Below are 19,905 nucleotides of genomic sequence, written 5' to 3'. Positions count from 1 at the left end.
TATAGGAGGTTTCATTATGAGATTAGATAAATTTCTTAAAGTAAGCAGATTGATTAAAAGACGTACGGTTGCCAATGAAGCATGTGATGCTGGAAGAGTTCTGGTTAATGGTAAAGTTGCAAAAGCTTCTCAGTCAGTAAAAACGGGCGACATTATAGAGATTGGCTTCGGCAATAAGAATGTGAAAGTAGAAGTGTTAGATATTCAGGAAACAGTTAAGAAAGATGAGGCAAAAGACTTGTTCCGGTATGTTTAATTTTCTTTTCTTATGTATTTTTGCAGGAACCTTCTAATATACATGTAAAAGACACATAGTATCCAATGGGCTATGGCACTTGCAGTATATCAGGAGGTTTTTTTATGGAAGAAAGAACAATCAGACCAAATCATAATATAAGTATGCACAGCAGGGAAATGGTAAATATAACAGGAGTAAAGGATGTCTTGTCCTTTGATGCAGGTGAAGTGTTATTAGATACAGAACAGGGAATCTTAATGATACGTGGACAGGAACTTCATGTGAGCCGTCTCACCCTTGAGAAGGGAGAAGTGGATGTAGACGGAAGGATAGACAGTTTGACTTATTCCGATACAGGATATGGAAAATCAGGAGAATCATTTTTAGGCAGATTATTTAAGTAGGTGAGTGAATGGATGCAATTAACTTGGAGGTAAAGCTCTTTTTAAGTTCTGTACTATGGGGAATCGGGCTTGTCATACTTTATGACTGTATCCGTATCTTCCGTCGGGTTATAAAGCATAATAAATTCTGGGCAGGATTTGAAGACTTGCTTTACTGGGCGGTTAGTGCGGTTCTGATTTTTCAAATGATGTATCGGATAAATGACGGTACTATTCGTGGCTTTGCAATTGTTGGCGTTATTATAGGAATGACGCTGTATCATTACAGTATTAGTGAGTGGCTGGTTTACACCACAGCGAAAGGTGTACATAAAAGCATTTTGGGAACCAGAAAGACGATGTACTTTATTATGAGGCCAGTGGTATGGATAGGCAGAAGGCTTTGCTGGATGTTAGGGTTTTTTACGAAATTTTTAGCACGGCCTTTGAGTTTTTTTAGAAAGTCATTGCAAAAAATATGGAAACAGGTTAAAATAGCAGTAGTAAAAAAATAGCAAAGGAATGAAATCAAGTTATGAAGAAGAAAAAACAAGGCTATTTTGCTATTGCTATTATTGTTTTGTTTTTGTGTGGACTTGTTACATATCAGAAATATGATTTGCTTGATACGTTAAATCAGAATCAAAAGCAGTTAGATAAACTGGTTACAGAGAAGGAAGCGTTACTAAAGGCCAAGGATGAAATTGGCGATTATGAAGCTTATGTACAAACAAAAAAGTATATTGAAGAAGTTGCTAGAGAGAAACTTGGTTTAGTTTATAAAGATGAGATAATTTTCCAAGCAGAAGATGAAAAATAATTGTTGACATTATGTTTATTACGGGTTATAATGATAATCGCTTTTGGCGGAATAGCTCAGTTGGCTAGAGCACACGGTTCATACCCGTGGTGTCATGGGTTCAAATCCCTTTTCCGCTACTTTTATTGGACGAACAGTGTGTTCGTCTTTTTTTTATTTTGATAGGAAAATCCTTTCGCAAGAGTCTGAGGAACTCCGACTTTGTTTGTTAATAAAAAATTTTCACTTCTTAAACTATTCTAACTGTCTCGATTCGATTTAGAACACGATTTGACTGGGAAATTGTCTAAAACTTTTTTGATCTACTCACTTAAATATGACAAACATCGCAATTACAGAAAACTATAATACGTGACAGACAAACAGAAAAGGGGAGAAAGTCTGCATGAAAAAATTAATTTCTACATTGCGAGGATTAGAATTAAGAGGAATTTTAATTAGTCTGATTGGAATTATCATGTCGCGGACAATGCTGTTTGACATGAATCCTATTGCAATTGGTTATTTTGCGGCTGCATATGCATATAAGAAAAGCCGGCCATTGCTGACTGCAGCAATGCTAGCAGGTCTTTATACAATAGGACAGCCGGTTATGCTGGCGAAGTATGGCTTGATTATGCTGGTGGTTGCTTTCGTTACATATATTTCAGAAAAGAAAGATAAAATCTTGCCGATATTGGCACTTAGTATTCTTTCAGGTCTTATAACTATGGCATTTTCCATAAGCAATGGACTGGTAGTACAAAGTTATAAAAGGGTTATTGTACTAGGATTGCTAGAAGGCGTATTGGTTATGTCTCTTGCAAATATGTTTTATCTTGCGATTGATTTTATACGGACCGCTAATTCAAAACAGCTTTTAACCAATCAAGAGTTAATAAGCGTGGCAATATTGGGAGGAGCTTTTCTGTATGGATTACCAGATTTCTCGCAATATTCATTTTCAGTAGTGGAAACAGCAGCCTGCTTATTGATTGTTGCTGCTGCATATAAATATGGAGCAGGTGCCGGAGCAGTTACTGGTGCAGCCTGCGGAATTGTTCTAGGAATTCAGTCACAAGACGTAAGAATCCTGACAGTTTTTTGTCTGACAGGAATTGGGACGGGGGTATTCAGGGAATTAGGAAGGATTGTAACAAGTTTTGTATTTGCTTTATTAAATATTGTCTTGTGCTATTTTACCATTAGTCCAGACTTTTTAGAAGTGGTGCAGATTCGGGCACTAGTATCTGCGACACTGGTGTTTCTTTTGCTGCCAAAGCCACTTATGGAAAAGGTGGATTTATATACATTAGAGCCAGAGCGAAAGAAAAAAGAACAAAATCTTCAGGAGGTTACAATGACAAAGCTGAGGGAGTTTTCCGATTCTTTTGTAAAACTTTCAAAATCCTTTTATTCGCTTGCAAATGCAAGACAGACTTTTGAGCGAGATGAGGTTCAAGATATATTTGCTGGATTATCAGCAGGACTCTGCAAAGATTGCAAAAACTGCTCCAGATGTTGGGAAAAGAATTATTATCATACACAGCAGACGGCGGAGGCTGTTTTAGAAGCGGCCAAGGGACAAGGATATGTAAGAGCAGAGGATTTTCCGAGAGGATTTAAGGAACGATGTATTCATTTTGAACAGTTTGTTAGTGAAACTAACCGAGGAATGACGGTAGCTGCTTTGAATATGAACTGGAGTAACCGGATGGCAGAGAGCCGGGTGGCTATTGCTGGACAGCTTAATGAAGTAGCATCTATTATTGATGATTTTTCAAGGTCGTTAAATGAAACGGCAGAAGTGAGGGATGAAAAGGAAGACTTAGTGAAGAAGCTTTTAAGAGCGTACCAGCTGGATGTTAAGAGAATCTCTGTTATTGAGAAGAGAAATAACAGAAAGCAGCTGTATGTGAATATGAGAACCAGAAAAGGACGTTGTGTAACAACAAAAGAAGCAGCAGATATTTTGACTAAAGTTTATGGGAAGAAGATTGTTCCAGCAGCAGAAAGTAAAAATATCATAGGAAAGGAGTATGACAAGGTTAGTTTTGTAGAGGATACAAAGTTTCAAGTGTTCACTGGAATGGCTAGGACATCCAAGGATGGAGAGATTGTGTCAGGGGATACTTTTTCATTTATGAATTTAGACAGTGGTGAGACAGTGATGATACTGTCTGATGGAATGGGAACGGGAGAGCGTGCTAGTGAAGAAAGTGAATTAGTAATTGAATTATTAGAACAGTTTTTAGAAGCAGGATTTACAGAGAGTTCTGCCATTAAATTAATAAATTCCATATTAGTGGTGAATTCAGATGATCAGACTGTTTCTACATTGGATATTAGTTCAATTAATCTGTTTACTGGTGTCTGCAGCTTTATAAAGATCGGAGCGTCTACTACTTTTATTAAGAGAAATGGATGGATAGAGACAATTCAGTCCACAAATCTTCCAGTTGGAATGTTTAATGAAATAGACATAGAAGGAAGTGAGAAAAAGCTTTATGATGGAGATTATGTGATCATGGTTTCGGATGGAATCCTGGACTTTGTCAGTGGAGTAGATAAGGAGGAAATATTTAAAGAGATCCTGGAAGAAATGGATGTTACGAATCCTCAGGAAATGGCAGATACAATTCTTAAGCGGATATTAGAAAAAGAAGAACATGGAGTTCGAGATGACATGACGGTTTTAGTGGCAGGATTTTGGGAAAAATCTAATTGAAAACAAATGAAATAAGAGATAGAATGGTTTATAAATAAAAAACTGTGGAGACTGTCATGTTAAAGAAAGTTGAAAAGTATATAGAACAGTACCACATGATTGAAAAAGGGGATAGGATCGTGCTAGGAGTTTCTGGAGGCGCTGATTCTATTTCTCTTTTCTTTGTCATGATGGAACTGAAGCAAAAATATAATATAGAGATAGCTGTTGTTCATGTAAACCACGGCATTCGTGGGGAGGATGCCATAAAAGATGAAGAATATGTACAAATGCTATGCAGGGAAAATGGGATTTTGTTTTATTCAGTTCATGCGGATGTAAGGACAATTGCTAAGGTGCAGAAGCTGTCAGAGGAAGAGGCAGGAAGAAAAATTCGATATGAGGCCTTTGAAAAGGCATGTGCAATGTATGGCTGCAATAAGATAGCGGTAGCACATAATGAAAATGATGTAAGTGAAACGGTGCTGCTTAATCTGTTTCGAGGGTCTGGGTTAAAAGGGCTTACGGGAATAGAGCCTGTCCGTGGAAAAATAATCCGTCCGTTACTGTGCGTGGAAAGAAGGGAAATCGAACAGTACCTTTGGGTTAAAGGGATAGGGTATCAGACTGATTCGACCAATTTTGAAACAGAATATACAAGAAATAAAATCCGGTTACAGATAATTCCTTATGTAGAGAAGGAAATTAATGAACGGGCTTCAGAGCATATTGCAAAAAGTGCTAGTATTTTATCAGAAGCGAATTCTTTTATTCAGATGGAAGTATCAAAACTATATGAACGGTGTGTTGAAAAAAGCGAAGATGCTTACCATGTGGTGCTGGAAAAATTCTGTAAGGCTCATGCAATATTAAAAAAAGAGGTAGTGAGAAAGGTGCTCTTTGAACTCTCAAATGAGCATAGGGATATTGAAATGCGGCATATTTATATGATTCTGGAACTGGAAAAACAGGGCGCAGGAAAACGGGTTGATTTGCCGTATGAGATGGAAACGGTTCATTTTTATGACCGTCTGGTTATTAGGAAAAAGAAAGGAAAAAAAGAAAAAGGAGGATTAGAAAATGAAATAGAAGCAGTCATCCCTGGTTTAATAAAGATTCCGGGAAGTGATAAAAGGTTATGTTTTGAGGTAATTTATGTAGAAGATTGCGATAGAAACAAGCTGGAAAAAATGTATAGGGACAAGAAAAATGACTATACGAAATGGTTTGATTATGATAAAATTAGAAATACGGTCTTAGCAAGATATAGAAAAGCAGGAGATTTTTTTGTTTATAATGAGCATGGAAACCGTAAGAAATTAAAAGAGTATTTCATTGAACAAAAAGTTCCAGCTGAGAAAAGAAAGAGTATACTCCTTCTAGCAGATGGTAATCATATTATGTGGATTACCGGTTATCGGATTAGTGAGTATTATAAAGTGACAAATGAAACAAAAAGAATACTAAAAGTAAAAATTGACGGAGGAAATAAGCATGGCTGATAAAATTAGTGTATTGATTTCGGAAAAAGATGTTGAACAACGTATTCAGGAATTAGCAGACCAGATAACAAAAGAGTATGCTGGCAAAGAAGTGCATTTAATATGTGTCCTTAAGGGTAGTATTTTCTTTACCTGTGAGCTGGCAAAGAAGATTCCATTGCCTGTTACTTTTGATTTTATGTCTGTATCAAGCTATGGCAATCAGACAGAAAGTTCAGGCAGAGTCAGAATTATAAAAGATTTAGATGAGCCGATTGATGGAAAAGATGTTATTGTAATTGAGGATATTATTGATTCAGGGCGTACATTAAGCTATCTGATGGATATGCTAAGTGCAAGAAAGCCTGCGTCATTAAAACTTTGTACATTATTAGATAAGCCAGATCGAAGAGTGACAGATGTCAAGGTGGATTATGTGGGATTTGAAATACCAGATAAATTTGTTGTGGGTTATGGCTTGGATTATGTACAAAAATATAGAAATTTACCGTACATTGGTGTGGTAGAACAATAAAGGGGGTAAAGAATTGAAAAAACAAGTAAAAGGTTTTGGCTTTTATGCGATAGCCATTTTAGTTCTGATAGTGGCAACACTGCTTATGGATTTAGTTCCTAAAAGTGATGAAAATGCCTATAACAGAATTGATTTTGAGAAAGATATTGATACAAACCAGGATAAAATTAAGAGTATTGATATTTATCAGGATAAGGAAACACCATCAGGAAAAGTTAAGGTTACTTACACATCAGGTGATAAAAAAGCATTTAATACTACTAGTACAATTGAAATAGAGCAGCTATTAAATAGCAGGGGTATCCCTTCTATTTTGCACCCGATTAAAAGGCCTAGCTGGATTATAAGTGTTTTGCCTTATGCATTTGGCCTTGTACTGGTATTATTTTTCTTTACTTTTATGATGAATCAGACATCAGCAGGAGGAGGCGGTTCAAAGGCAATGAACTTTGGCAAAAGCCGAGCAAAGATGTCTATAGATAATACGAATACAACGTTTGATAATGTTGCTGGTCTTCATGAAGAGAAAGAAGAATTAGAAGAGATTGTTGATTTCTTAAGAGAGCCTAAAAAGTATATTCAGGTAGGAGCCAGAATTCCAAAGGGTGTCTTATTAGAGGGACCTCCAGGAACTGGTAAAACTCTATTAGCGAAAGCAGTTGCAGGAGAATCAAAGGTTCCATTCTTTAGTATTTCCGGTTCAGATTTCGTGGAGATGTTTGTTGGTGTAGGAGCATCAAGGGTAAGAGACTTGTTTGAAGAAGCAAAGAAAAACAGTCCTTGTATTATTTTTATTGATGAAATTGATGCAGTAGCAAGACGACGAGGTACTGGTCTTGGTGGAGGACACGACGAAAGAGAACAGACACTGAATCAGCTTCTAGTAGAAATGGATGGTTTCAGTGTGAATGAAGGAATTATCGTTATGGCTGCCACAAACCGTGTCGATATTCTGGATCCTGCCATATTAAGGCCAGGAAGATTTGACCGTAAGGTAGTTGTTGGCCGTCCAGATGTAAAAGGCAGAAAAGAGATACTAGAAGTTCATGCTAAAAATAAACCGTTAGCAGAAGATGTTGATTTACAGCAGGTTGCTCAGACAACGGCAGGGTTTACAGGAGCCGATTTAGAGAAACTGTTAAATGAATCTGCAATTATTGCTGCGAGAGATGAAAGAGCATTTATTGTAGCAGAAGATATCAAGAAAGCGTTTATTAAAATTGGCATTGGGACAGAAAAGAAGAGCCGTGTAATTAGTGATAAGGAAAAGAGAATTACAGCTTATCATGAAGCAGGGCATGCGATTTTATTCCATTTGCTTCCTGATGTAGGACCTGTATATACAGTTTCTATTATTCCAACTGGCCAAGGGGCAGCAGGATATACGATGCCGTTACCAGAAAGAGATGATATGTTCTATACAAAAGGTGAGATGTTACAGGAGATTGTAGTTTCCTTGGGTGGAAGAATTGCAGAAGAAATGGTTTTGGATGATATTACAACTGGTGCGTCTCAAGATATTAAACAGGCAACGAATATGGCAAGAGCAATGGTTACCAAGTTTGGATTTTCGGATAAAATAGGCCTTATTAATTATGAATACTCAGATGATGAAGTTTTTATTGGACGTGATATAGGCCATGCGAAAAACTTTGGTGAAGGCATAGCCAATGAGATTGATGGTGAAGTGAAGAAGATAGTTGACCAGTGTTATGTAAAGGCTAGAGACATTTTGAGACAGAATGAACATGTACTGCATAGCTGTGCGGAGTTGCTAATTGAGAAGGAGCGAATTGGAAGAGATGAGTTCGAATCTTTATTTGTTACAAGCGACGGAGTCTAGATAATGTATTTGTAAAAAATTCGTAAAAACAAACAAAAACTTTTTTTTTTTAATATAATGTTTGTGCACACTTTTGGTGTTGCCAATGCTATAATAACATTCGTAAACCCCAATACATTATATAGTTTTTGCTACACCCCATAAGTAACAAAAATACCTTCTCCAAGAAAAGGACAGCTGTTCGGAAAGCTGTCCTTTTTCCTTTTGCGGGGAAAGAGTGACTTGGTTTGGGATTATGGAAAATGCGTATGGTTTGTGAAAATGTTGTTACCAAGATGAAAAAGGAGTGTGAGAGGATGTCTGGACAAATTAATATTAATCGTTTATCAAGATATCAAAAGCTGAATTTATACTTTGAAACAGTAATATCTGCACCGAATAAGGAAGCTTTGTTTAGTGATGGAACAGAATTATATAGAAGCCCTAGTGAACCAGGGATTGATGAAATTGTAACGTTGAGAATTCGTACAGGTAAGGACAATATTGATAGTGTGATTTTGGTGACATCAAAGGAAAGAATTGCAATGTCATTGGGAAAGGAAGAAGAATTATTTGATTATTATGAAGCGCAGGTTCAAGTGGGACATGAAAAGCTAGAGTATTATTTTGAAATTACGGCAGGACCAGTAACGTGTGTTTACAATAGTTATGGTGTAATGGATGAAGATAAGCCTGAATACCGTTTTTCTATTATGCCAGGGTTTAAAACTCCTGACTGGGCAAAGGGAGCTGTCATCTATCAGATTTTCGTGGACCGTTTCTTTAATGGAGATACAAGTAATGATGTTGAAACAGGAGAATATTATTACATAGGCGAGCAAGTAAAACAGATAAAGGACTGGAACAAGCTTCCGGATGCCATGGGGGTTCGTGAATTTTATGGAGGAGATTTGAAGGGAGTTTATAAAAAACTGGATTATCTTCAGGATCTGGGAATTGAAGCGATTTATTTAAATCCGATTTTTGTTTCCCCATCTAACCATAAATATGATATTCAGGATTATGATTATGTAGATCCTCATTTTGGTGTAATTAAAAAACAAGAGGGGGAGCTTTTGCCGCCAGGGGAAAGAGAAAACAAAAGGGCAACAAGGTATATTTCGAAAGTCACTTCAAAGGAAAATCTAGAGGCTAGTAATGAATTGTTTATTGAACTGGTTGAAGAGATTCATAAGCGAGGAATGAAGATTATTCTTGATGGGGTATTTAATCATTGTGGTTCTTTTAATAAATGGATGGATAGGGAGCGTATATATGAAAGTGAAGATGGGTATGCGCTGGGGGCTTATGTAGCACGTCAAAGTCCATATCATACTTTTTTCAAGTTTTATGATACGCAATGGCCTTATAATGGAAAATACGATGGCTGGTGGGGCCATGATACACTGCCAAAATTAAATTATGAAGATTCAGAACCTTTGTTAGAGGATGTTATGCGGATTGCCCGCAAGTGGGTTTCTCCTCCTTATAATGTAGACGGCTGGAGATTAGATGTAGCAGCGGATCTAGGACATTCCAGTGAGTTTAACCATATGTTTTGGAAACGGTTCCGTCAAGAGGTGAAGAAGGCTAATCCAGAGGCAATCATCCTTGCAGAGCATTATGGAGATCCTTCTTCTTGGTTACAAGGGGATGAGTGGGACACCGTTATGAATTATGATGCATTTATGGAGCCAATTTCCTGGTTTTTAACAGGCGTAGAAAAACATAGTGATGAGTTTAGTGAAGAATTGTTTGGAAATGCCTATTTATTTGAAAATTTCATGAATCAAAACATGACGAAACTAAACAGCCAGTCAATTTTGACCGCTATGAATGAATTATCTAATCATGATCATTCTCGGTTTTTAACCCGAACGAACCATAAGGTGGGCAGGACTGCTACAGTAGGGGCACATATGGCTAACCAAGGTGTAAATAAGGGCATTATGAGGGAGGCAGTTGTAATGCAGATGACCTGGCCAGGGGCGCCAACCATTTATTATGGTGACGAAGCTGGTGTGTGTGGCTGGACTGATCCAGATAATAGACGTACCTATCCTTGGGGAAATGAAGATAAAGAGCTGATTCAGCTACACAAAGAATTAATCCGTATTCATAAGGATTATGCTGCGTTAAAGCGTGGTTCTGTTATTTTTTTAGGTGGAGATAAGCATTTTATCAGCTATGGTCGATTTGATGCAGAAGAACATTTTGTCATAGCGGTTAATAATAGTGAAGTCAAAAAATATGTGGAGTTACCTGTTTGGAAAATAGGAATTCAGGATCACATGATGTTAGTAAGCTTGATTTCAACAAATGCTGACGGTTATTCTTTAAATGCTACAATGTATCACAGCATAAATGGTATGTTATCCCTTACAATTGAGCCGTTTTCTGCTATTGTGATAAAAAACTTAAAAAATTAAAAGAAAAGAGTTGACGAATCAAAAAACAGTGGTATAATATGTTCTTGTCAGGGTATGCATGGATGGATTCCCGAGTGGCCAAAGGGGGCAGACTGTAAATCTGTTAGCAACGCTTTCGAAGGTTCGAATCCTTCTCCATCCATCCGCCGGCGTGGCGGAACTGGCAGACGCACAGGACTTAAAATCCTGCGGGACTAACCTCCCGTACCGGTTCGATTCCGGTCGCCGGCAGTAATTAACAAGAAGGTAAGAAGTAGTGAGCAGTCATTACTTCTTATTTTGTTATGGAAAAACATGAAAATATTAAATAAAAAATATTTATGCAAAAAAATGATGAAAAATTTTCTTGACAAATATGTAACAGCATTGTACAATAAGCAATGTCGTAAGGCAGTAATAACAATTGTTATCAAATAACAATTGTTATTAGCAAACTGTTACGAAAAAGAATCATATATTGTGTTTGCCCAGATAGCTCAGTCGGTAGAGCAGGGGACTGAAAATCCCCGTGTCACTGGTTCGATTCCGGTTCTGGGCACTATTCAGAAGAGACGTCGCATTTTGTGACGTTTTTTTTATGTGATAGGAAGGGAAACAGTAATGAAGATATTATTAACAGCCATTAACGCAAAATACATTCATTCAAACTTAGCCGTTTATGAGTTAAGTGCATATGCAAAAAAATATCAGGAACATGTGGAAATAGCAGAGTACACGATTAATAATCAGCAGGAATTTATTCTTATTGACATTTACAAAAGAAAACCAGATGTTATTGCATTTTCCTGCTATATCTGGAATATTGGCATTATAGAAAGCCTGTTAAAAGAAATCAGGCAAGTTATGCCAGATACGCCAGTGTGGCTGGGGGGACCAGAAGTATCTTATGATGTAACCAAGGGACTTCTTTCTTCTCCTTATGTAGACGGAATCATGATTGGAGAAGGAGAATGTACTTTCTTAGAACTGGTTAAACATTATGTAGAGGGAACTATTGAGTTAAAGGATATACGTGGGATTGCATATAAGTGGAATGGGGAAATAAAGGTGAATCCATATAGAGAGCCTATGAACTTAAGCGACATACCATTTCCTTATGATGATTTTGAGAAATTTAAAAATAAAATCCTGTACTATGAGACGAGCCGGGGCTGCCCATATTCCTGCAGTTATTGTCTGTCTTCCATTGAGAGAGGGGTAAGGCTTAGAGACCTTAATCTGGTTAAGAAAGAACTGCAGATGTTTTTAGATGCAAAAGTTCCTCAGGTAAAATTTATTGACAGGACATTTAACTGTAATCCTGTTCATGCAATGGGAATCTGGACATATATTCATGAGCATGATAATGGAATTACTAATTTTCATTTTGAAATAGCAGCAGATATTTTAAGAGAAAATGAAATTGCCTTGCTAAATCAGATGCGGCCAGGGCTTGTACAGTTAGAAATAGGAGTACAGTCAACCAATGTAGATACCATTACAGCGATTAACCGGAAGATGGATTTTGGGGTTTTGACTGACAAGGTAAATGCAGTGCATAGGGGGAATAATATTCACCAGCATCTTGACCTTATTGCAGGGCTTCCATATGAGGATTATGAGAGTTTTGGAAGGTCATTTAATGATGTTTATGGCTTGCATCCTAATCAGCTCCAATTGGGCTTTTTAAAGGTGTTAAAGGGGTCTCCTATATTTCCTCAGGCACAGGATGGCTCTATTGTATATAGGCAGACGGCTCCATATGAGGTGTTATTCACCAAATGGCTTCCTTTTGATGATGTATTAAGACTAAAAAGAGTGGAAGAGGTTGTGGAAGTATATTATAACAGTGGGCAATTTGAGATGGCTGTTCAGTATCTGGAACATTTCTTTGAAACGCCATTTGCGTTATATGAGGCTATTGGAGAATATTATGAAGTGCATGGCCTGTTTGGAATAAATCATACAAGAATGGCTCGATACGATATTCTGCTGGATTTCTTTAAGGAACAAGTAAACAAAACAGATGCACAGGTATTTGCGGAAATACTAGTGTACGATTTATATCTGAGAGAGAATTTAAAGAGCAGGCCAAAATTTGCAAAAGATTATGGTTTGTATAAGAAAGAGTACCGCGCATTTTATGAGGAAGAAGAACGTGTGAGAGAACTCCTTCCGGGATATGAGGATTATTCTTCAAAGGTGTTAAGCAGAGTAACTCATGCGGAACACTTTTCGTTTGATGTGCCTTGTGTGGTAAAGACAGGAGAAGTAGTTTATAAAGATACTATGATTGTATTTGACTATAAAAACAGGAATCCGCTAGATCATCAGGCTATGGCGGTTTCAATATAGAGAGGTGAGTAAGGTATGGCAAAGCGATTTACGAAACAGGAAAGAGAACGAATACAGGCAATTTTGAACTTGCTGGATGAGCATTATACTACAGAGTATAAATGTTATCTAGATCACGAGAATGCAGAACAGCTTTTAGTTGCAACCATGTTAAGTGCCCAGTGTACGGATGCAAGAGTTAATATTGTTACCAGAGATTTATTTCAAAAGTACAAATCTATGGAGGACTTTGCGAATGCGGATTTAAAAGAACTAGAACAAGATATTCATTCTTTAGGTTTTTATCATAGCAAAGCAAAGAATCTGATTTCCTGCGCCAAAGATATTGTTGTAAAATTTGGAGGTAAGGTTCCACGGGAGCTAGAGGAACTTACTTCTCTTGCGGGTGTGGGGAGAAAAACTGCCAATGTAATCAGAGGAAACATTTTTCATGAGCCAAGTATTGTTGTAGATACCCATGTGAAGCGTATTTCAAATAAACTTGGTTTTACAAAAGAAGACGACCCGGAAAAGATAGAATATGACTTGATGGATGTGTTGCCAAAGGATCACTGGATTTTATATAATATCCAGATTATTACTCATGGGAGAGGGATATGTACTGCTAGAAACCCCAAATGTGAGGAGTGTTTTTTAAGGGAACATTGTAAGGATTATCAGAAGAAGTTAAAACAGAAACAAAGAAAAGAACAGGCAGAATAAAATGCCCAAAGGAAGGTTTCCTTGGGCGTTTTATGGAAATAATATTAATAGGGTAAAGACCGTATCTGTTCTAAGGAAGAAAGAATGGACGATTTCATTAGAGTATTTAAAGAATTTGCCTGTTCTAATAGTTCATTAATCTTATAGGACTGATTGTTATCATGATATATTTGTGCCAGCAGGACATAATTATTTTTAATATCTGTTTTGCAGGCAATACCGAATTCTAAAACTGTCTGTGCTTCTGCTATGCGGTTCTGCTGGTAGAGATGCTGGCCCCATTTGGATATGGTACGGATTAAAGTAGTAAAATTCATATCATATTCAGACAGTTTTTCAAGATTTGCAGGACCATAGGCAAGTTTCAGGTCTGTATTGGAGATGCCATTAAGGTTTATTATTTTTTTGTCAGACAGCGAAGACATATCCTGATATATTTCTTGTAATACTGGATCAGAAGAGTCTTCTATAGGGAGGCTGGAAAGATCAATACGGATATAAGGGAGATTTGAAATATCTTTTTTTCGGACATTATTAGATTCGTGTTCTAAATTCCAAAATTCCTTAGACATTTGTTCTTCCGTTCTGGCTGTCCGGTTTTTTTTATGGTGGAAAATTCCTATCCATATAAATATAACTAGAAAAAAAGTAAGAATTGACATATTTGCACAACCTTTCTATAATCGAAAAGAACGAGTTTTTAACGCTCTTAAAGTTATGGTGACTGTCCTGTTAAGTTTCCTGTACTAGGAAGAAGTTACATTTTGTAAAAAAGAGGTGATCTGAATGAATCGAAAAACACAAAGAACAGTATCTGCAATCATCGTAATTGCTGTTATTTTAGCAATGATTGTACCTCTCGTAGCGTATGCGTTTTAAAAATAACAGGTATGTGCGGTACAAAATGAAGTCCGCATATACCATAGACTATACATAAATATCACGCAAATGTCAAACAATGTCACATCTATATGCAGGTTGAATTTTTGCTTGATATGATCTATAGTTATGATAAAATGAAACATAAGTCTTATTGGCAAAAGGGGATTTAGAGATGAAGCGAAAAACAAAGATTTTTGCGACGACACTAGTGTGTATGCTAGTGTGCATTGTTTTGGCTCTTGCAGGAATGAAGGTATATGCAGACAGCAAATCACATGGAATACCAGAAGGCGTGTATGTGGATACCGTTTCACTGGGAGGCAAAACAGCACAAGAGGCCAGAGAATTAGTTGATGAGTATATAAAAAACCTGGCAAAGAAAAAATTTACATTAGTGGTAGATGAACATAGTGTAAAGACGACTTTAGAAGAAATCGGTTTTACATGTACAGATAACAATTACATTGAGGAAGCATCTAATTTAGGAAAAAGCGGTAACTTAATTAAGAGATATAAAGAACTGAAGGATATCGAAAATAAAAAACGTGTTTATAATTTAGAGTTTACAATAGATGATAAAAAAGCCACTAAGTTTATGAAAACAAAATGTAAGAAGTATGAGGCTGAGCCAGTAGATGCTGTTTTGACCCGTAAGAATGGAGTTTTTCATATTCAAAGTGAAGTACTGGGAAGAACAATTCATTTTGATGATACGATTGAAAAGATAAAGGCAAAACTAGCAGACCATTGGGATATGCAGGATGTACGTATAGAAGCTGTTTCAGCAGATGCGATTCCAGAAGTTACAAAAGTGGAGCTGGAAAAGGTGAAAGATGTATTAGGTGAATATCAGACAACCTATGCTTCTTCATCAGCAAACCGGGCAGCGAATCTTGATAATGCAGCCAGATTAATTAATGGAACTGTTTTAATGCCAGGAGAAGAATTTTCTACCAGCAGTGCCCTTACACCATTTACAGAGGATAATGGCTATCATCAGGCAGGTGCTTATCTGAATGGCAAAGTAGTGGATAGTGTTGGTGGAGGTGTTTGCCAGGCTGCAACAACGCTGTATAATGCATTATTAAAAGCTGAGTTAGAGATTACAGAAAGATATAACCATTCCATGATTGTTACGTATGTGGAACCATCTATGGATGCTGCGATTTCTGATGGATATAAAGATTTAAAATTCAAAAATAGTACAGACGCACCTATTTATATTGAAGGTTATACCGCTGGCAGGACCATCTATTTCAAAGTATATGGTGCTGAAACTAGAGATACGGTAAATCGAAGCGTCAAGTATGTATCTGAAACAACGCAGACTATACAGCCTGGTGCTGATAAGGTAACAAAAGATCCTGCAATGCCTACAAGTTATCGTGTAGTGAAACAGGCTGCTCATGTAGGTTATAAAGCACGTCTTTGGAAGTATGTATATGAAAATGGGAAAGAAGTAAGCAAAGAACAAGTGAATTACAGTTCTTATGCAGCGGAACCTGCCTATGTAATTGTAGGAACGAAGGAAGAGAAAAAAGACGAGAAGGAAGACAAGGATAAGGACAAAGATAAAAAGGACAAAGATAAAAAGGACAAAGATAAAAAAGACAAAGATAAAAAAGACAAAGATAAAAAAGACAAAGATAAAAAAGATAAGGATAAAAAAGACCAGTCCACATCCTCAAGTCCAGCACCCAGTAAGAAGCCGGCAGCATCCAAAGCTCCTTCTGGCAAGAATGAAAAAAAAACAGATACCAAAGAGGATAATTCATCAGCAAGAAAAAAGGAAACAAACCATTTAGAGGTTTTGGAGTAGCATAATGCTTTGGATGAAAGTGAATGATTGAGTTATGCTGGAAGGATAGCGGCTTTATGAAGTAATAGCCGTTATCCTTTCTTTCAAAAGAAATAAACTGACGAAGAGAAAGGCGTGAAAAAATGAAGATTGGCAAAATACCTGAGACTGTCTTAAAACGTTCTGTATTTAAGCAGATCCATCATCGTAGAAATGAAGTACTGTTACGTCCAGGAGTTGGAGAAGACTGTGCAATGCTTCAAGTAGGGCCAGATGAGGTGCTTGTGATGTCAACAGATCCGATTACAGGGACTACGAAAGAGATTGGAACTTTTGCAGTTCATGTTACTGCAAATGATATTGCGTCAAGTGGAGCAGAACCAATTGGAATCTTATTAACGCTCATTCTTCCAGAACAGATTAGCGAGTCTGATATTAAGCAGATTATGAAGGAAGCCGAGGCTGTCTGTGAGGAATTAAATATAGAGATTATGGGGGGGCATACAGAAGTTTCAAAAGCTGTGAACCAGCCGTTGATATCAGTAACTGGCATAGGAAAGATAAAGAAAAACGAGATGCTGAAAACTGCTGGATTAAAGCCAGGGCAGGAACTGGTTATGACCAAGTGGGCAGGATTAGAGGGAACAGCAATTCTTGCAAAAGAAAAAGAGAATGAACTAAGGGGACGTTTTCATCAGGATTTTATAGATAGAGCAAAAGAAATGTTCCAGTATATATCTGTTGTAAGAGAAGCGAAAATAGCAAAAATGATGGGGGTAAGTTCTATGCATGATGTTACAGAAGGGGGAATTTTTGGTGCACTTTGGGAAGCTGCGGCAGCTTCAGGGGCAGGAATAGAAGTGGATCTGAAAAAGATACCTATTAAGCAGGAAACAATTGAGATATGTGAAATATTTGATCTTAACCCATACATGCTTATGTCTAGTGGATGTATGCTGATTAGTACCGATAAAGGCAATGCTTTGGTGGAAGCTCTAAAAAATGAGGGAATTTCCTCTGCTATAATAGGCAGGGTGATTAAAGGGAATGACCGGATAATAATAAATGAGGATGAGAAACGATATCTTGAACCACCTAAGACGGATGAATTGTATAAAGCATTTAAATAGCATGTAGGGAGGATTTATTTATGAGAAATTCAATCTTGAGAATACTGGATAAGAACAGTAAAGTATCTTTAGAAGACCTGGCTGTTATGATAGATGCTCCAGTGGATAAGGTTCGTCTGGAGATAACAAAGATGGAAGAAGAAGGAGTCATATGCGGTTATCCCACATTAATAAACTGGGATAAAACGGACTTTGAAAAAGTGACAGCCTGGATAGAAGTAAAAGTAACGCCACAAAGAGGACGTGGCTTTGAAAAGATTGCAGAAAGAATTTACAGGTTTGATGAAGTAGAGAGCGTATATCTAATGTCTGGGACATTTGATTTGGCTGTTTTGATTGAAGGAAGGACAATGCGTGAAGTTGCAGACTTTGTATCGAGCAAACTAGCGCCTCTTGAATCTGTTCTAAGTACTTCTACAAATTTTGTACTTAAAAAATATAAGGAACATGGGCTTGAGCTTGTAAGCAAGAGGAGAGAAGATGAAAGGATGTTATATACACCATGAGAAACCCATTATCAAAAAAGATTGTTAATATACAGCCTTCCGGTATTAGAAAATTTTTTGATATCGTAAATGAAATGGAAGATGCTATTTCGTTAGGTGTTGGAGAGCCGGATTTTGATACGCCTTGGCATATCAGAGAAGAAGGAATTTATTCATTAGAACAAGGAAGAACCATTTATACATCAAATGCAGGACTTATGCAATTAAGGGAAGAAATATGTCAGTACATAAATAGGAAACTTCATACCGTATATGATCCTAAAGAAGAGGTCATGGTAACAGTAGGTGGCAGTGAAGCTATTGATGTTGCTTTACGTGCTATGTTAGATTCAGGTGATGAGGTATTAGTGCCTCAGCCTTCTTATGTATCATATGTTCCCTGTGTAACATTAGCAGATGGTGTTCCAGTTATAATTGAGTTACAGGAAAAAGATGAATTTAAGTTGACAAGAGAGCAACTGTTAGATAATATTACAGATAAGACAAAGATTTTAATTTTGCCTTTCCCCAACAATCCAACTGGTTCTATTATGACATACGAGGACTTAAAAGATATTGTTGATATCATTATTGAAAAGGATCTTTATGTCATATCCGACGAGATATATTCTGAACTGACATATAGCAGTAAACATGTTTCTATTGCTTCTTTTCCAGGCATGCAAGAGAGAACAATATTAATTAATGGTTTTTCAAAAGCTTATGCAATGACTGGGTGGAGATTAGGTTATGCTGCTGGTCCCAAGAAGATATTAAAACAAATGATAAAAATTCATCAGTTTGCCATTATGTGTGCACCCACAACAAGCCAGTACGCAGCAATTGAAGCTCTAAAGAATGGCGATTCTGATATTGAAGTAATGCGAGAATCCTATAATGAAAGAAGACGGTTTTTGCTAAAAGCGTTAAGGGAAATAGGATTTGATTGTTTTGAACCATTTGGCGCATTTTATGTATTTCCAAGTATCAGGAAGTTTGGCATGACGTCAGATGAATTTGCTAATAGGTTACTTCAGGAAGAAAAGCTGGCGGTAGTTCCTGGTACTGCTTTTGGCGATTGTGGAGAAGGGTTTTTAAGAATTTCTTATGCATATTCAATAGAAGAATTGAAGACTGCATTAGGAAGGCTAGAACATTTTATAACTAAATTAGATAACTTTTAAATGAATACAAAATGAAAAGGAGAATTGAATGGCAGGAATAAATGCAAATCAAGTGAATCCCTTTTTAATTGCTGCGACTACCATATTGAAACAGGCTTGTCAGATTGATGCAAAAGTAGGGAAACCAAGTCTAGAAGGAACTAAGGGTAAGAATGATACAATTGCAATCAATATATGTGTGACAGGTGAAATGCAGGGGCAGGCTATGATTGCATTTGAGAATGATATCGCGTGTGATATTGCATCAAAAATGTGTATGATGCCAATAACTAAGATGGACGAATTTTCACAAAGTGCGATTTGTGAGTTAGGAAATATGATTATGGGAAATGCGGCAACTGTTTTTTCTACCCAGGGGACCTTAATCGATATTACACCTCCAACTTTAATAAAAGGAGATGTCGTATTTTCTAGTATGTATTCCCAGTCCATCTGTGTACCAGTGATATATGAAGAGAATAAAGTAATAGAGATACATGTTGCTGTGAAAGGAAATGATTAAGAATGCTGAATATTGTATTACATGAGCCAGAGATTCCAGCTAATACAGGCAATATTGGAAGAACATGTGTTGCGGCAGGAGCTCGTTTGCACTTAATTGAACCTATGGGATTTCGAATTAGTGCAAAAGAAGTAAAACGTGCAGGATTAGATTATTGGGATAAACTGGATGTGACAGTGTATGATTCCTATGAGGATTTTTTACAGAAGAATCCAGAGGCTAAAATATATATGGCTACTACAAAAGCCAAACATGTGTATACAGAGGTTTCTTATGAGCCAGACTGTTACATCATGTTTGGGAAAGAAAGTGCCGGAATACCGGAAGATATACTAGTGGAACATCCAGAAACATCGATCCGTATACCAATGATTGGTGACATCCGTTCTTTGAATTTGGGAAACTCCGTAGCAATCGTGTTATACGAAGCATTGCGTCAGAATAACTTTTCACACATGAACTTAGAAGGAGAACTTCACCATTTGCATTGGTAA

18 protein-coding genes and 4 tRNA genes are annotated in these 19,905 nt (G+C 37.0%); 21 read left to right on the top strand and 1 reads right to left on the bottom strand.

Features of this window, described 5'->3' with window-relative positions; genetic code table 11:
* Positions 1–16: 16 nt before the first annotated feature.
* The 15 genes from BMY85_RS11540 (at position 17) to nth (ending at position 13,430) form a co-directional block, all read left to right on the top strand.
* Positions 17–256, top strand: a complete 240-nt coding sequence (locus tag BMY85_RS11540; RefSeq protein WP_092478430.1) for an RNA-binding S4 domain-containing protein — start codon at positions 17–19, stop codon at positions 254–256.
* Between the two features lie 104 nt (positions 257–360).
* Entirely contained in the window at positions 361–642 is a 282-nt protein-coding gene (yabP, locus tag BMY85_RS11535) for a sporulation protein YabP (RefSeq protein ID WP_092478429.1), read from the top strand.
* An 8-nt stretch (positions 643–650) separates the two neighbouring features.
* On the top strand, positions 651–1,136 hold the full coding sequence (yabQ, locus tag BMY85_RS11530) for a spore cortex biosynthesis protein YabQ (protein ID WP_092478428.1): 486 nt from the start codon (positions 651–653) through the stop codon (positions 1,134–1,136).
* A gap of 20 nt (positions 1,137–1,156) precedes the next feature.
* Entirely contained in the window at positions 1,157–1,441 is a 285-nt protein-coding gene (locus BMY85_RS11525; protein WP_092478427.1) for an FtsB family cell division protein, read from the top strand.
* 45 nt (positions 1,442–1,486) lie between these two features.
* Positions 1,487–1,560: transfer RNA gene (locus tag BMY85_RS11520), tRNA-Met, on the top strand.
* A gap of 266 nt (positions 1,561–1,826) precedes the next feature.
* A complete protein-coding gene (gene spoIIE / locus BMY85_RS11515) occupies positions 1,827–4,148 on the top strand; it encodes a stage II sporulation protein E (RefSeq protein ID WP_092478426.1) in 2,322 nt (773 codons plus the stop codon).
* A gap of 56 nt (positions 4,149–4,204) precedes the next feature.
* A complete protein-coding gene (gene tilS / locus BMY85_RS11510) occupies positions 4,205–5,629 on the top strand; it encodes a tRNA lysidine(34) synthetase TilS (RefSeq protein ID WP_092478425.1) in 1,425 nt (474 codons plus the stop codon).
* Positions 5,622–6,143 carry a hypoxanthine phosphoribosyltransferase gene (gene hpt, locus BMY85_RS11505; RefSeq protein WP_092478424.1) on the top strand — a complete coding sequence of 174 codons (522 nt, stop codon included), beginning with the start codon at positions 5,622–5,624 and terminating at the stop codon, positions 6,141–6,143. The genes tilS and hpt overlap by 8 nt, the downstream gene beginning before the upstream one ends.
* Positions 6,144–6,156: 13 nt before the next feature.
* Positions 6,157–7,986 carry an ATP-dependent zinc metalloprotease FtsH gene (ftsH, locus tag BMY85_RS11500; protein ID WP_207646551.1) on the top strand — a complete coding sequence of 610 codons (1,830 nt, stop codon included), beginning with the start codon at positions 6,157–6,159 and terminating at the stop codon, positions 7,984–7,986.
* Positions 7,987–8,282: 296 nt separating this feature from the next.
* On the top strand, positions 8,283–10,394 hold the full coding sequence (locus BMY85_RS11495; RefSeq protein ID WP_092478440.1) for a glycoside hydrolase family 13 protein: 2,112 nt from the start codon (positions 8,283–8,285) through the stop codon (positions 10,392–10,394).
* A 60-nt stretch (positions 10,395–10,454) separates the two neighbouring features.
* A tRNA-Tyr gene (locus BMY85_RS11490) sits at positions 10,455–10,536 on the top strand.
* A gap of 3 nt (positions 10,537–10,539) precedes the next feature.
* Positions 10,540–10,625 (top strand) — tRNA-Leu (locus BMY85_RS11485).
* A gap of 234 nt (positions 10,626–10,859) precedes the next feature.
* Positions 10,860–10,932: transfer RNA gene (locus BMY85_RS11480), tRNA-Phe, on the top strand.
* Positions 10,933–10,994: 62 nt separating this feature from the next.
* Positions 10,995–12,728: a B12-binding domain-containing radical SAM protein gene (locus BMY85_RS11475; protein WP_092478423.1), complete on the top strand. Its 1,734-nt coding sequence runs from the start codon at positions 10,995–10,997 to the stop codon at positions 12,726–12,728.
* 15 nt (positions 12,729–12,743) lie between these two features.
* Positions 12,744–13,430: an endonuclease III gene (gene nth, locus BMY85_RS11470; RefSeq protein ID WP_092478422.1), complete on the top strand. Its 687-nt coding sequence runs from the start codon at positions 12,744–12,746 to the stop codon at positions 13,428–13,430.
* Positions 13,431–13,474: 44 nt separating this feature from the next.
* On the opposite strand, the gene BMY85_RS11465 is transcribed toward nth, so the two are convergent.
* On the bottom strand, positions 13,475–14,002 hold the full coding sequence (locus BMY85_RS11465) for a hypothetical protein (RefSeq protein ID WP_143066371.1): 528 nt from the start codon (positions 14,000–14,002) through the stop codon (positions 13,475–13,477).
* A gap of 482 nt (positions 14,003–14,484) precedes the next feature.
* Between BMY85_RS11465 and BMY85_RS11460 the strand changes: the two genes are divergently transcribed.
* From BMY85_RS11460 to BMY85_RS11435, 6 genes are all read left to right on the top strand, one after another.
* A complete protein-coding gene (locus BMY85_RS11460) occupies positions 14,485–16,131 on the top strand; it encodes a VanW family protein (RefSeq protein ID WP_092478420.1) in 1,647 nt (548 codons plus the stop codon).
* A gap of 122 nt (positions 16,132–16,253) precedes the next feature.
* Positions 16,254–17,240: an AIR synthase family protein gene (locus BMY85_RS11455; protein WP_092478419.1), complete on the top strand. Its 987-nt coding sequence runs from the start codon at positions 16,254–16,256 to the stop codon at positions 17,238–17,240.
* Positions 17,241–17,260: 20 nt separating this feature from the next.
* A complete protein-coding gene (locus BMY85_RS11450) occupies positions 17,261–17,746 on the top strand; it encodes an Lrp/AsnC family transcriptional regulator (RefSeq protein ID WP_092478418.1) in 486 nt (161 codons plus the stop codon).
* Positions 17,743–18,909, top strand: coding sequence for an aminotransferase class I/II-fold pyridoxal phosphate-dependent enzyme (locus BMY85_RS11445; RefSeq protein ID WP_092478417.1), 1,167 nt, complete (start codon positions 17,743–17,745; stop codon positions 18,907–18,909). Before BMY85_RS11450 ends, BMY85_RS11445 begins: the two co-directional genes overlap by 4 nt.
* A gap of 28 nt (positions 18,910–18,937) precedes the next feature.
* Positions 18,938–19,411 carry a chemotaxis protein CheX gene (locus BMY85_RS11440; protein ID WP_092478416.1) on the top strand — a complete coding sequence of 158 codons (474 nt, stop codon included), beginning with the start codon at positions 18,938–18,940 and terminating at the stop codon, positions 19,409–19,411.
* A 2-nt stretch (positions 19,412–19,413) separates the two neighbouring features.
* Positions 19,414–19,905 carry a tRNA (cytidine(34)-2'-O)-methyltransferase gene (locus BMY85_RS11435; protein WP_092478415.1) on the top strand — a complete coding sequence of 164 codons (492 nt, stop codon included), beginning with the start codon at positions 19,414–19,416 and terminating at the stop codon, positions 19,903–19,905.

The organism is [Clostridium] polysaccharolyticum, from assembly GCF_900111595.1.
Taxonomy (GTDB): Bacteria; Bacillota; Clostridia; order Lachnospirales; family Lachnospiraceae; genus Clostridium_AI; species Clostridium_AI polysaccharolyticum.
This window is presented reverse-complemented; position numbering and strand designations above follow the sequence as displayed.